Raw genomic sequence first — 15202 nt, forward strand, 5'->3', positions numbered from 1 at the left:
ATCTCTGTGAATTCCAACTCCGTGCACTACAGGCCGAGTTCGTTCTCGATGAAGTCGAAGATCTCGTCGTCCGAGGCGGCGTCGATGCGGCCGACGACCGCGTCCTCCGCGCCCTCCGGGCCCTGGTCGAGCCGTTCCAGCAGGCCCTGAAGGCGCGAGGCGAGCGTGGTGCGCGCCTCGTCGTCGGCGGCGACCTCGGCCAGGTTGCTTTCCAGCGCGTCGAGTTCCGGAAAGGTCATCGCCGCGGCGGTGAATGCCTCCGGCGCGATCTCCGCTTCCAGATACGCGGCGATCGCGATGGAGGTGGGGTAGTCGAAGAGCAGGGTCACCGGCAGGCGCCGGCCGGTGGCCTTGCCGAGCTGGTTGCGGAGTTCCACCGCGGTGAGCGAGTCGAAGCCGAGGTCGAGCAGACCGCGCTCCGCCTCGACGGCCGCCACCGAGCCGAAGCCCAGCACCCCGGCCACGGTGGTGCGGACCAGGTCCAGCAGGAACCGGCCGCGTTCGGCCTCCGGAAGGCTGGACAGATGCTGTTTGAGCCCCTCGGGCCGCGCGGGCGCGGCCCCGGCTCCGGCGGCCGTCCGCCGGGCGGGCTTCGCGGGCGCGGCCCTGACCAGCCCGCGCAGCAGCGGCGGTACCTCACCGGACCGTGCCCCGAGCCCCGCGGTGTCCAGCCGCATGGGCAGCACGACGGCGGCGTCCACGGCGCGTGCGGCGTCGAAGAGCCGGGCGCCGTCCTCCGAGGAGAACGGGATGATGCCACCGCGCGCCAGCCGGTTCAGATCGGCGCCCGCCAGCTTGCCGGTCATCTCGCTGCGCTGGGCCCACAGCCCCCACGCATGGGACTGGACGGGCCGCCCCTGGGCGCGGCAGTGCTGGGCGAAGGCGTCGAGGAAGGCGTTGGCCGCCGCGTAGTTGCCCTGGCCCATGCCGCCGAAGGTGCCGGCGATGGAGGAGAAGAGGACGAGCGCGGACAGGTCCAGGTCGCGGGTCAGCTCGTCCAGGGCGAGCGCGGCATCGACCTTGGGCCGCAGCACCCGGTCGATGCGCTCGGGGGTGAGCGAGGAGACCACACCGTCGTCCAGGACGCCCGCGGTGTGCACGACGGCCGTCAGCGGATGTGCGGCGGGTACGGTGGCCAGCAGCGCCGCCAGCGCCTCCCGGTCGGCCACATCGCAGGCGGCGAGCGTGACCTCGGCGCCCAACTCCTCCAGCTCCAGGCGCAGTTCGGCCGCGCCTTCGGCGTCCGGGCCTCGGCGGCCGGCGAGCAGCAGATGCCGTACGCCGCCCTCGGCCACCAGATGGCGGGCGATGACCCCGCCGATGGTGCCGGTGGCCCCGGTGACCAGCACCGTGCCCTCGGGGTCCCAGGCGGGCGGGGCGCTCGCGGGGAGCGGGGTGGCGGCGAGCCTGGCCACCATGATGTCGCCCCGGCGCACCGCCAGTTGGGGCTCGTCCAGGGCGAGCGCGATCGGCAGGGCGAGCGCCGACTCCTCGTGTTCGTCGAGGTCGACGAGGACGAACCGGTCGGGGTTCTCCGACTGCGCCGAGCGCACCAGGCCCCAGACCGCGGCGTGCGCCGGATCGGGTACGTCCGCGCCGGGTGTGGTGGCCACCGCGCCCCGGGTGATGAACACCAGCCGGGAGTCGGCGAACCGCTCCTCGGTCAGCCAGGCCCCAAGCAGCGTCAGCGCCCGGTGGGTCGCGGTCCGTACGGCGTCGGCCACGCCCCGGGGCTCCGGTGCGCAGGGCACCAGCACGGTGGCGGGCATGGCGGCCGGGTCGGCGGGCAGCGCCGCCAGGTTCGGGTAGGTGCGCACATCGAGTCCGACCAGCTTGAAGTCGTCGTCGCCGAGCAGGGTCCAGTGTCCGGCGGGGTGCTCGGGCGCCGTCGCGGAGGTGTCGGCGGGCGTCCAGTCGAGCCGGTAGAGCGTGTCGCCGCCCGCGGCTTCGCCGAGCCGTTCGGGCCGCTTGCGCAGTACGAGTGATTCGACGGTGGCCACCGGCCGGCCGATGGTGTCCGCCACGGTCAGGGCCACCATATCGGTGCCGCTCGGGGTGAGCCGCACCCGTACCTCACCGGCACCCGAGGCGTGCAGCGTCACCCCGGTCCAGGAGAACGGCAGCCGGCCCTCCCCCTCCTGGAGCATCGGGCCGAGCGCGATGGTGTGCAGGGCGGCGTCCAGCAGGGCGGGGTGCAGCCCGTAGCCGGTGGCGGCGGACTGCTGCTCCTGGCCCAGCCGTACCTCGGCGAACACCTCGTCGCCGCGCAGCCAGGCCGCTCGCAGCCCCTGGAACGCCGGGCCGTAGCCGAAGCCGCCCGCCGTGAACCGCTCGTACAGGTCCTCGACCCCGATCGGCTCGGCGCCCGGCGGCGGCCACGCCCCGCCCAGGTCGTACGAGCCCTCGGCGGCCCCGGTCGCCAGCACACCCGTGGCGTGCCGGGTCCACGGCAGCTCACGCCCGGCGTCCTCGGGGCGGGAGTAGACGTTCACGGCGCGCCGGCCGTCCTCCTCTGGCGGGTCCACCACCAGCTGGAGGATGACGGCGCCGCGCTCGGGGAGGATGAGCGGCGCCTGGAGGGTCAGCTCGTCGACCCGGTCGCAGCCCACCCGGTCGCCGGCCTGGATCGCGAGCTCCAGGAACGCGGTGCCCGGGAAGAGGACCACGCCGGACACGGCGTGGTCGGCGAGCCAGGGCTGGCCGCGCGTGGACAGCCGCCCGGTGAGCACCAGGCCGTCGCTGTCGGCGAGTTCGACGGCGGCACCCAGCAGCGGATGCCCGGCCGGACCGAGACCGGCCGAGGCTACGTCGCCCACGGTGGCGGGCGCGTCCAGCCAGTAGCGCTGCCGCTGGAAGGCGTACGTGGGCAGCTCCACCCGGCGGGCGCCATGGCCCGCGAACACCATCTCCCAGTCCACCGCGCCACCATGGGCGTGCACCCGGCCGACCCCGGCCAGCAGCGACTCGGTCTCATCGCGGCCCTTGCGCAGCAGCGGGACGAACGCGGCGTCGGTGCCGGTGCCGGTCTCCGTGTCTGTGTCCGTGCCTGTGTGGGCCAGGCACTCCTGGCCCATGGCCGAGAGCACACCGGCGGGGCCGATCTCGACGAAGCGGGTCACATTCCGCTCGGCGAGGAAGCGTATGCCGTCCCCGAAGCGCACCGCCCGGCGCACATGGCGCACCCAGTACTCCGGCGAGCACAGCTCCTCGCCCGCCACCTCACCCGTGACGTTGGAGACCACCGCGATGCGCGGCGCGGAGTAGCCGATCCCCGCGGCCACCGTGCCGAACTCGGCGAGCATGGCGTCCATCAGCGGCGAGTGGAAGGCGTGGGACACGGTGAGCCGCTTGCTCTTGACCCCGGCCGCTTCCGCGATCCGCAGGACGGTGTCCTCGTCACCGGAGATGACGGTCGCCTCCGGCCCGTTGACCGCCGCCACGCTCACCCGGTCCTCATGGCCTTCGAGACGCGGCAGCACATCGGCCTCGGCCGCCTGGAGCGACACCATCGCACCGCCCTCCGGCAGCGCCTGCATCAGCCGCCCCCGGGCCGCCACCAGCGCACAGGCGTCCGCCAGCGAGAACACCCCCGCCACATGCGCCGCCGCCAGCTCGCCCACCGAGTGGCCGACCAGGAAGTCCGGGCGCAGGCCCCACGTCTCGACCAGCCGGTACAGCGCCACTTCGAGGGCGAACAACCCGGTCTGGGTGAACACGGTCCGGTTCAGCGGCTCCGCGTCCGCGCCGAAGACCACTTCCCGCACCGAACCGTCCAGATGACGGTCCAGCTCGGCGCACACCTCGTCGAACGCCGCCGCGAACACCGGGAAGGCCGCATACAACTCCCGTCCCATGCCGGGCCGTTGAGCGCCCTGCCCGGTGAACAGGAAGGCTGTCTTCCCGCCGTCGGCCACCGTCTCCGGGGCCGTCCCCGAGGCCAGCTCCGCCAGGCCACGCAGCAGTCCCTCCCGCTCGGCGCCGACGACCACGGCCCGGTGGCCGAAGGCCGAGCGGCCGGTCGCCAGCGCGTACCCGACGTCCGCCGGGCGCAGCTCCGGCCGCTCCTCCAGATGGTCCCGCAGCCGCCCGGCCTGCGCGCGCAGTGCCGTCTCGCTCCGCCCGGAGAGCACCCAGGGCACCACGTCGGAGTGGATCGACCGCTCGGCCACGGGTGCGGTGTGTTCGGGGCCCTGCTCCAGCACCACATGCACATTGGTGCCGCTGACGCCGAAGGCGGACACGCCCGCGCGCCGCGGCCGTCCCGTCTCGGGCCACTCCCGGGCCTCGGTCAGCAGCTCCACCGCACCGGCCGACCAGTCCACCTCGGGCGAGAGCTCATCGGCGTGGAGGGTCTTCGGCAGTACGCCGTGGCGCAGCGCCAGCACCGTCTTGATGATCCCGGCGACGCCCGAAGCGGCCTGGGTGTGACCGATGTTGGACTTCAGCGCGCCCAGCCACAGCGGCCTGTCCGCGTCCCGCCCCTGGCCGTACGTGGCCATCAGGGCCTGCGCCTCGATCGGGTCGCCGAGCCGGGTGCCGGTGCCATGGGCCTCGACCGCGTCCACGTCGGCGGCCGACAGGCCCGCACCGGCCAGCGCCTGGCGGATCACCCGCTGCTGGGCGGGGCCGTTGGGGGCGGTGAGGCCGTTGCTGGCGCCGTCCTGGTTGACGGCGGAGCCGCGTACCAGCGCCAGCACCTCATGGCCGTTCGCCCGCGCGTCCGAGAGCCGCTCCAGCAGCAGCATGCCGACGCCCTCGGCCCACCCGGCGCCGTCGGCGTCCGCCGAGAACGCCTTGCAGCGGCCGTCGGGGGCCATCGCCCGCTGCCGGCTGAACTCGATGAAGGTGTCCAGCGTGGACATCACCACGACGCCGCCCGCGAGCGCCAGCGAGCACTCCCCCTGGCGCAGCGCCTGGGCCGCCTGGTGGAGGGCGACCAGGGAGGACGAGCAGGCGGTGTCGATGGTGACCGCGGGCCCTTCGAGGCCGAAGGTGTACGAGATGCGCCCGGACGCCACACTGCTGGCGCTGCCGGTGGCCAGATAGCCCTCGAACTCCTCGGGCGCGCGGGTGAAGCGCGAGCCGTAATCGTTGTAGCTGGCGCCGATGAAGACCCCGGCCTGGGTGCCCTTCACCGCGGCCGGGTCGAGCCCGGCCCGTTCGAACACCTCCCAGCTGGTCTCCAGCAGCAGCCGCTGCTGCGGGTCGATGGCGAGCGCCTCGCGCGGGGATATCCCGAAGAACTCGGTGTCGAAGTGGTCGGCCCGGTCGAGGAAGCCACCGCCGGTGGCGTAGAAGGTGCCCGGCTTGTCGGGGTCGGGGTCAAACGTGCCCTCGATGTCCCAGCCGCGGTCGGTGGGGAAGCCCGAGATGGCGTCCCGGCCGTCCATCAGCAGCCGCCACAGCTCCTCGGGGGTGGTCACCTCGCCCGGGAGGCGGCAGCTCATGGCCACGATGGCGATCGGGTCGTCGTCCACCGCGACGGTGGCGGGCAGCGGGCCCGCCGGGGCGGTGGCCCCGGTCTCCCCGGCCCCGCTCTCGGCGAGCAGGAAGCGGGCCAGCGTGGTGACGGTCGGGTAGTCGAAGACGAGGGTGACCGGCAGCCGTAGCCCGGTGGCCGCGTTCAGCCGGTTGCGCAGGTCGACGGCGGTCAGCGAGTCGAAGCCCAGTTCGCGGAAGGCGCGCCCGGCCTCGACCGCCGTGGTGTCGGGATAGCCGAGCGCGGCGGCCACTTCGGTGCTGACGAGGTCGGCCAGCGCCTCTTCGGCCTCCTGTGCCGACAGCCCGGCCAGCCGCTGGGCGAGCGGGGTGTCCTTCTCGCCCGTGGCGGCGGCCGCCGTGTCCGTCCGCCGGGCGTCGGGGAGTTCGCCGAGCACGGCGGCGCCGCCCAGGGAGGGGGTGGCGGCGATGAGCCGGTCCCACTCCACATCGGCCACGGCCACATGGGTGTCGGCCACGTCCAGGGCGCGTTGCAGGGCGGCGATCGCCGGATCGGGCGCCATCGCGGGCATACCGGTGGCCCGCAGCCGCGCCTCGACCGCCTCGTCCACCAGTCCGCCGCCGGACCACGCGCCCCAGGCCACGGAGGTGGCGGGGAGGCCCTGGGCGCGGCGGGAGTGTGCGAGCGCGTCGAGGAAGGCGTTGGCGGCCGCGTAGCTGCCCTGGCCGGGGCCGCCGAGCGTGCCCGCGAAGGAGGAGAACAGCACGAAGGCGGACAGCTCGCGGTCGCGGGTGAGCTCGTGCAGATGGAGCGCCGCGTCCACCTTCGGGCGCAGCACCCCGTCGGCCCGCTCGGGGGTGAGGGTGTCGAGCACCCCGTCGTCCAGGACGCCCGCGGTGTGGACGACCGCGTCGAGCGGGGCCTCGTCCCCGTCCAGCGTGGCGAGGAGGGCGGCCAGCGCGTCGCGGTCGGCGGCGTCGCACGCGGCCACGGTCACCCGGACCCCCGACTCCCGCAGCTCCTCGGCGAGTTCGGCGGCACCGGGGGCCTCGGGGCCCCGGCGGCCGGCGAGCACCAGGTGTTCGGCGCCGCCCCGCGCCAGCCAGCGCGCCACATGGGCGCCCAGACCGCCGGTGCCGCCGGTCACCAGCACGGTGCCGCGCGGCCGCCACGGGGTGGCGGCGTCGGTCAGCGGCACCGAGGCCCTGACCAGCCTGCGCCCGTGGACACCGGAGGCGCGCACCGCGACCTGGTCCTCGCCGGTCAGCCGGCCCGCGAGCACACCGCACAGCCGCGCGACGGCGCGGTCGTCCAGGGTGCCGGGCAGATCCACCAGACCGCCCCGGCGCCGCGGATACTCCGCGGCGGCGATCCGGCCCAGACCCCAGGTGAGGGCCTGCAACGGATGGTCCAGCACATCCGCGCGGCCCACGGACACCGCCCCGCGCGTGGCGTACCACAGCGGGACGTCGGCGCCGGTGTCGCCGAGCGCCTGGAGCAGGGCGAGGTTGAGGGCCAGGCCGAGCGGCTGCGCCGTGCCCGCGCGGTACGGTTCCTCGGCGAGTGCCAGGAGCGAGAGCACCGCGGTCGGCGGCGCGTCCGCCGTGGCCTCATCGAGCCTGCGGGCGAGCGCCTCGCGTACGGCGTCCGCTTCGGTCAGCTCCACCAGCCGTACGTGGGCGCCGCGTTCCCGCAGCGCCTCCGCGACGCGCGGGCCCTCCGGCGCCCCGGCGGGCGCGGCGATCAGCCAGTCGGCACCGGCCGACGACCGGTCGTGGGGGGCGGTGAGCGCGTCGCCCAGGGGGTGCCAGGTGATGTGGTAGCGCCAGGAGTCGAGCACGGACCGCTCGCGGCGCGCCCGGCGCCATGCGGCAAGTGCCGGAACCACCATGGCCAGGGACGACTCCCCGGCGTCCACCTCCAGCGCGGCGGCCAGCGACGCCAGGTCCTCGCGCTCCACGGCGTCCCAGAAGTCCGCGTCCACCGCCTCGGCTTCGGCGGGTGCGGAGGAGCCTTCGAGCCAGTAGCGCTGCCGTTGGAAGGCGTACGTGGGCAGTTCCACAACCGACGCTCCCGTACCGGTGAACACCGCGGCCAAGTCGACGGCCACACCCCGGACAAACGCCTCACCCAGCGAGGCCAGGAAACGCTCCGGGCCGCCTTCGTCCCGCCGCAGCGACCCCACGACCACCGCGTCCTCGACGGTGGCCTGAAGCGGCATCGTCAGCACCGGATGCGGACTCATCTCGAGGAACGTCCCGAACCCGGCCGCGGACAGAGCCCGCACCGCCGACTCCAGCTCCACCGTCTCCCGCAGATTGGTGTACCAATACCCGGCATCGAGCCCGGCGGTGTCCAGGGTGTCGCCGGTGACCGTCGAGCAGAACGGCACCTCGGCACGGCGCGGGGCGATCGGGGCCAGCAGATCGAGCAACTCCTCGCGGAGCGCCTCCACATGAGCCGAATGGGACGCGTAGTCCACCGGGATCAGCTTCGCCCGCACCTCCTCGGCCTCGCACCCCGCCTGGAGCTCACGCAACGCCTCCGGATCACCCGACACCACGATCGAACCGGGGCCGTTGACGGCCGCCACCGAGATACGCCCATCCCACGCGGCGATCCGCTCGCGTACGCCATCGGCACTCTCGGCGACGGACATCATCCCGCCACGCCCAGCCAACCCACGCGCGATCGCCTGCGAACGCAACGCCACCACCCGCGCCCCGTCCTCCAACGACAACCCACCCGCCACCACAGCAGCCGCAATCTCCCCCTGCGAATGCCCCACCACCGCAGCAGGCACCACCCCACACGACCGCCACACCTCCGCCAACGACACCATCACCGCCCACAACACCGGCTGCACCACATCCACCCGCTCCAACCCCGGACCCGCACCCCGCAACACCCCGGTCAACGACCAATCCACAAACCCCGACAACGCCGCCTCACACTCCGCGATCCGCCCCGCGAACACCGGCGACGAATCCAACAACCCCACCGCCATCCCCACCCACTGCGACCCCTGACCCGGGAACACAAACACCGGACGGGTGTCGGTCGCGGCCACTCCCTCACCGCGCACCACGCGCGGGGAATCGCCGCCGGAGGCCAGCGCGCCCAGCGCGTCGATCAGCTCGTCACGGTCGCCGCCCAGGACCAGCGCACGGTGGTCGAAGCGGCCTCGGGTGGTGGCGAGCGAGTGGCCGACATCGGCCGCGGACAGCCCGGGGCGCGCGGTCACATGTGTCAGCAGCCGCTCGGCCTGCGCCCGCAGGCCCGCCGCGCTCTTCGCCGACAGCACCCACGGCACCACTCCCCCGCCCACCGGGGTGTCCCCCTCGGCCGCGGTCTTCGCGGGCTCCTCCTCGGGCGCCTCCTCGAGGATGGTGTGCACATTGGTGCCACTGGCCCCGAAGGCCGAGATGGCGGCCCGGCGGGGTTCCTCGCCGCGCGGCCACTCCCTGGCCTCGGTCAGCAGTTCCACCGCCCCGGCCGACCAGTCGATCCGCGAGGAGCGTTCCTCGGCGTGGAGCGTCCTGGGCAGCAGGCCGTGCCGCATGGCCTGCACCATCTTGATGACACCACCGACGCCACCGGCGGCCTGCGGATGGCCGATGTTGGACTTCAGCGAGCCGATCAGCAGGGGCCGGTCCGCCGCGCGGTCCTTTCCGTACGTGGCGAGCAGCGCGCCCGCCTCGATCGGGTCGCCCAGCGGGGTGCCGGTGCCATGGGCCTCGACGGCGTCGATCTGCTCCGCCGTCAGTGCGGCGTTGGCGAGCGCCTGGCGGATCACCCGCTGCTGGGAGCGGCCGTTGGGCGCGGTGAGGCCGTTGCTGGCGCCGTCCTGGTTGATGGCGGAGCCACGTATGACGGCCAGCACGGTGTGGCCGTTGCGCCGCGCGTCCGAGAGCCGCTCAAGCAGCAGTATGCCGACGCCCTCGCCGAGGCCCATGCCGTCGGCCCCGTCGGCGAATGCCTTGCAGCGGCCGTCCTGCGCCAGCCCGCGCTGCCGGGCGAAGCCGATGAGCCCCATCGGGGCGCCCATCACGGCGGCGCCGCCCGCGAGCGCGAGGGAGCAGTCGCCCTGGCGCAGCGACTGGCAGGCCAGGTGGAGGGCGACCAGCGAGGACGAGCAGGCGGTGTCGATGGTGACGGCCGGGCCCTCCAGGCCCAGGGTGTAGGCGATACGGCCGGACATGATGCTCGCGGAGATGCCGGTGACCAGGTGGCCCTCAAGGCCCTCTGGCATATGGGGCCAGTCGGGGATGTAGCCCTGGTAGGCGGCGCCCACGAAGATGCCGGTCTTGCTGCCGCGCAACGCCGCCGGGTGGATTCCGGCGCGCTCGAACGCCTCCCAGGAGGTCTCCAGCAGCAGCCGCTGCTGCGGGTCCATCACGGTGGCCTCGCGGGGCGAGATGCCGAAGAACGCGGGGTCGAACTGGTCGGCGTCGTGGAGGAATCCGCCCTCGGTGGCGTAGACGGTGCCCTGCCGGTCGGGGTCCGGGTCGTAGAGGTTCTCCAGGTCCCAGCCGCGGTTGCCGGGGAATCCGGAGATGGCGTCGCGCTCGCTGGTGACCAGCTCCCACAGGTCCTCGGGGCCGCGTACATCGCCCGGGTAGCGGCAGCTCATCGCGACGATGGCGATGGGTTCCCGGGAGGCGGCGGTGAGTTGCTGATTGACCCGCCGCAGCCGTTCGGTCTCCTTCAGAGACTCCCGCAGCGCGCCAACGATCTTGTCGGTTGGGTTTGCCATTGTCAGCTCCGCAGTCGAGTCTCGTCAGAGGTCGTTCTTGTCGTAGGCCATGCGCACGAGGTCATCCACGTCCAGGTCGTCGATGGACTCGGCGGGCTCCTCATCCGCCGGTCCGGTGGCCGGGTCGTGGGAACCGGCCAGCCGCAGCAGCTCGTCCAGCAGTCCGGATTCGCGGAGCCGGAGCAGCGGGATGGAGGTCAACGCCCGGCGGACGTCGGCCTCTTCGGGGTCGAGGGCGGTGGCGGCGGTGTCATCGGGGAAGAGTTCGGCGCCGATGTGTCCGGCGAGCTCCTCCGCGCTCGGGTAGTCGAAGACGACGGTGACGGGGAAGCGGAGCCCGGTGGCGGTGCCCAGGCGGTTGCGCAGATCGACGGCGCTCAGGGAGTCGAAGCCCAGCTCGCGGAAGGCGCGCGAGGCGTCCACGGCCTCGGGCCCCGGATAGCCGAGCACGGCGGCGATCTGCGAGCGCGCCAGCGACAGCACGGCCACCTGACGGTCCGCCGGGGCCATCTCGGCCAGCCGGTCGCGCAGTGAGGAGGACTCTCCGGTCGGGTCCGCCCCGGTGCCGGCGTCGGCGGCCAGGATCCGCGCCACCTCGGGCACCTGGTCGATGAGCGGGCTGGGCCGGGCCGAGGTGAAGACGGGGACGAACCGCTCCCAGTCCACGTCGGCGACCACCACCACGGTCTCGTCCCGCTCCATGACCTGCCAGAACGCGTCGATGGCGAGCCTGGGGGACATGAACGGGATACCCCGGCCGCGCAGTTGCTCCTCGGCGAGGTTGGCGGCCATCCCGCCTTCCTCGGGACTCCAGATGCCCCACACCACCGAGGTGGCGGTGAGGCCACGGGCCCGGCGGTGCTCGGCGAGCCCGTCGAGATAGGCGTTGGCGGCGGCGTACGCGCCGTGTTCGCCACTGCCCCAGACGGCCGAGATGGAGGAGAAGAGCACGAACGAGTCGAGCGTGTCCCGGTCGAAGAGCGCGTCCAGGTTCGCGGCGCCCGCGACCTTGGCCTCCGCCGTGTCGGCGAACTCCGCCAGATCCGTGTCGGCGAGCGGGACGAGCACACCGGCACCGGCGATGTGCAGCACGGAGCGGATCGGCGGCCCCTCGGCCTCCACCTCCCGTACGAGCGCCTCCAGCGCGGCGCGGTCGGCCACATCGCACGCGGCCACCGTGACCTTGGCGCCGAGCTCGGTGAGTTCGGCCCTGAGCTTGTCCGCGCCGGGCGCCTCGGGGCCACGGCGGCTGGTGAGCACCAGGTGTTCGGCACCGGCCTGGGCCAGCCGCCGGGCGATCTGGGCTCCGACGCCACCGGTGCCGCCGGTGAGCAGCACGGTGCCCCCGGGGGTCCAGACGGGGCCGTTCCCCCGGTGCTCGGCGGCCCGTACCAGCCGCCGGACGAACACACCGGAGGGCCGCAGGGCCAGCTGGTCCTCGTCGCCGAGGCGGCCCGCGAGCGCGCCGCACAGCCGTGTGGTCACCCGTCCGTCGACCGTGTCCGGCAGATCGATCATGCCGCCCCAGCGCTGGGGGTGTTCGAGGGCGGCGACCCGGCCCAGTCCCCATACGGCCGCCTGGGCGGGGCTGTCGAGGGCATCGGTGCCGCCGGCGGACACGCCGCCACGGGTGGCCAGCCACAGCGGGGCCGCCACCCCGGTGTCGCCGAGCGCCTGGACGAGGGCGAGGGTGAGCGCGAGTCCCATGGGCACGCCCGCGTGGCCGGGGTGCGGGGCGTCGGGGAGCCCGAGCAGTGAGAGCACACCGGACGGGGCGGCCCCGGCGGTGGCCTCGGCGAGCCGCGCGGCGACCGCGGCGCGGTCGGCCTCGGCCACCTCGACGGTGACGACCGTGGCGCCGTGGGTCTCCAGGCCGTCGCGTACGGCGTCGATGAGCTCGGTGCCGAGGTGTCCGACGGGGTGTCCGACGGAGTGTTCAGCGTCGTGTCCGACGAGGTGTCCGGCCGGGACCGCGAGCAGCCAGGTGCCGGTCAGGGCCGCCGAGGCCGGGTCCGGCACCCGGTTCCAGTTGACGTGGTAGCGCCAGGAGTCGAGCACGGACCGCTCCCTGCGGCCACGCCGCCAGGAGGACAGCGCCGGGAGTACGGTCCGCAGCGACGACCGCTCCTCGTCGGCGTCCACCTCCAGCGCGGCGGTCAGCGCGGTCAGGTCCTCGCGCTCGACCGCGTCCCAGAACTCGGCGTCCACGGGGTCGCCCCCGGAGGCGGCCGCCTGCGCCGGGGGCCGCTCCAGCCAGTAGCGCTGCCGTTGGAAGGCGTACGTGGGCAGTTCCACGACCGACGCTCCCGTACCGGTGAACACCGCGGCCCAGTCGACGGCCACACCCCGGACGAACGCCTCACCCAGCGAGGCCAGGAAACGCTCCGGGCCGCCTTCGTCCCGCCGCAGCGACCCCACGACCACCGCGTCCTCGACGGTCGCCTGAAGCGGCATCGTCAACACCGGATGCGGACTCATCTCGAGAAACGTCCCGAACCCGGCCGCGGACAGAGCCCGCACCGCCGACTCCAGCTCCACCGTCTCCCGCAGATTGGTGTACCAATACCCCGCATCGAGCCCGGCGGTGTCCAGGGGTGCGCCCGTGACGGTGGAGTGGAAAGTGATATCCGAGGTGCGCGGGCGGATCGGGGCCAGCAGGTCGAGCAACTCCTCACGGAGCGCCTCCACATGGGCCGAGTGGGACGCATAGTCCACCGGGATCAGCTTCGCCCGCACGTCCTCGGCCTCGCACTCCGCCTGGAGCTCACGCAACGCCTCCGGATCACCGGACACCACGATCGAACCAGGGCCATTCACCGCCGCGACGGAGATACGGCCATCCCACGCGGTGATCCGCTCGCGCACCCGATCAGCACTCTCGGCGACGGACATCATCCCGCCACGCCTCGCCAGCCCACGCGCGATCGCCTGCGAACGCAGCGCCACCACCCGCGCCCCGTCCTCCAACGACAACCCACCCGCCACCACCGCAGCCGCGATCTCACCCTGCGAATGCCCCACCACCGCAGCAGGCACCACCCCACACGACCGCCACACCTCCGCCAACGACACCATCACCGCCCACAACACCGGCTGCACCACATCCACCCGACCCAAGGCGGCCTCATCACCCAACACATCCACCAACGACCAATCCACAAACCCCGACAACGCCGCCTCACACTCCGCGATCCGCCCCGCGAACACCGGCGACGAATCCAACAACCCCACCGCCATCCCCACCCACTGCGACCCCTGACCCGGAAACACGAACACCGGCTTGCCGACGGGGCCCGCCATGCCCTGTGTCACGAGGCCACCGGGTTCGGCCCGGGTGAGCGCCGTCAGCCCGGCGCGGAAGTCCTCAAGGCTCCCGCCGACCACCACGGCGCGGTGGTCGAAGCGGGCGCGGGTGGTGGCCAGCGAGAAGCCCACATCCGCCGGGGACGGTTCAGCGCCCTCCGCGAGGCGCGCCAGCAGCCGCTCCGCCTGTCCGCGCAGGCCGGACTCGGTCTTGGCCGACAGCACCCACGGCACCGCTCCCCCGCCCACCGGTGTCATGCCCTCGGCCGGGGTGGACGCGGGCCCGGTGGCCTCGGGGGCCTGTTCGATGATGGCGTGGGCGTTGGTGCCGCTGGCGCCGAAGGCGGACACTCCGGCGCGGCGGACCCGCCCGGTCTCCGGCCACGGCCGGGCCTGGGTGAGCAGTTCGACGGCGCCCGAGGACCAGTCCACATTGGGTGAGGGCTCCTGGACATGCAGGGTTTGGGGAAGCACACCGTGGCGGATCGCCTGGACCATCTTGATCACGCCGCCGACCCCCGAGGCGGCGGCCGTGTGGCCGATGTTGGACTTCAGCGAGCCGAGCCACAGCGGCCGGTCGGCCGGGCGGTTCCTCCCGTACGTGGCGAGCAGGGCGTTCGCCTCGATGGGGTCGCCCAGCGACGTCCCGGTGCCGTGTGCCTCGACCACATCGACGTCGGCCCCGGACAGGGTGGCGTTGGCAAGCGCCTGGCGGATCACCCGCTGCTGGGCACGGCCGTTGGGCGCGGTGAGGCCGTTGCTGGCGCCGTCCTGGTTGATGGCGGAGCCACGTATGACGGCCAGCACGGTGTGGCCGTTGCGCCGCGCGTCCGAGAGCCGCTCAAGCAGCAGCACTCCGACGCCCTCGCCCCATGCGGTGCCGTCGGCCGTCGAGGAGAACGCCTGGCAGCGGGAGGAGGCGGACAGCGCCCGCTGGCGGCTGAACTCGATGAAACCGCTGGGCGTGGACATCACGGTGGTGCCGCCGGTGAGCGCCATCGAGCAGTCGCCCTGCCGTAGCGCCTGGCAGGCCATGTGCAGCGCCACCAGCGAGGACGAGCACATGGTGTCGACCGTGACGGCCGGGCCCTCCAGGCCCAGGGTGTAGGCGACCCGGCCGGAGAGGATGGCCCCAGACGCACCGATGGACATCTGGCCTTCGAGCCCTTCGGGGAGCTCGGTCAGATCGCGGGCGTAGTCGAAGTCGGTGGCGCCCATGAAGATGCCGGTGTCGGTGCCGCGCAGGGTGCCCGGGTCGATTCCGGCCCGTTCGAAGGTCTCCCAGACCACTTCCAGCAGCAGCCGCTGCTGCGGGTCCATGGTGAGGGCCTCGCGCGGCGAGATGCCGAAGAACACCGGGTCGAACTGGTCGGCCTCCTGGAGGAATCCGCCCTGGCGGGCGTAGGTGCGGCCCTCGCGGTCGGGGTCCGGGTCGAAGAGGTTCGGCAGGTCCCAGCCCCGGTCGGACGGGAAGTCGGCCATGCCGTCCCGGCCTTCGGCGACGGCCTCCCACAGGTCCTCGGGGGACCGGATGTCGCCCGCGTAGCGGCAGTTCATCGCCACGATCGCGATGGGCTCGGGGGTTTGCAGCTCCTGGATCCGGCGGTGTGCGGCGCGGAGGTGGCCGGTGGCCCGCTTGAGGTAGTCGCGCAGCTTCTTCTCGTTGTCCATGGTCGTCAGCTCCTCAAGAGGGCCGGAACGTC

2 protein-coding genes are annotated in these 15202 nt (G+C 73.6%); both read right to left on the reverse strand.

From position 1 onward, the window contains the following. Positions 1 to 26: 26 nt before the first annotated feature. Positions 27 to 10202 carry a type I polyketide synthase gene (locus AB0E24_RS23245; RefSeq protein WP_435865312.1) on the reverse strand — a complete coding sequence of 3392 codons (10176 nt, stop codon included), beginning with the start codon at positions 10200 to 10202 and terminating at the stop codon, positions 27 to 29. Between the two features lie 18 nt (positions 10203 to 10220). Continuing rightward, positions 10221 to 15170 carry a type I polyketide synthase gene (locus AB0E24_RS23250; protein ID WP_359379548.1) on the reverse strand — a complete coding sequence of 1650 codons (4950 nt, stop codon included), beginning with the start codon at positions 15168 to 15170 and terminating at the stop codon, positions 10221 to 10223. Positions 15171 to 15202: the final 32 nt, after the last annotated feature.

The organism is Streptomyces malaysiensis subsp. malaysiensis, from assembly GCF_040653035.1.
Lineage (GTDB): Bacteria > Actinomycetota > Actinomycetes > Streptomycetales > Streptomycetaceae > Streptomyces > Streptomyces malaysiensis.

Coding starts and splice junctions, on each gene's coding strand:
- AB0E24_RS23250 (WP_359379548.1), bottom strand. CDS start 15,170: ATGGACAACGAGAAGAAGCTGCGCGACTACCTCAAGCGGGCCACCGGC.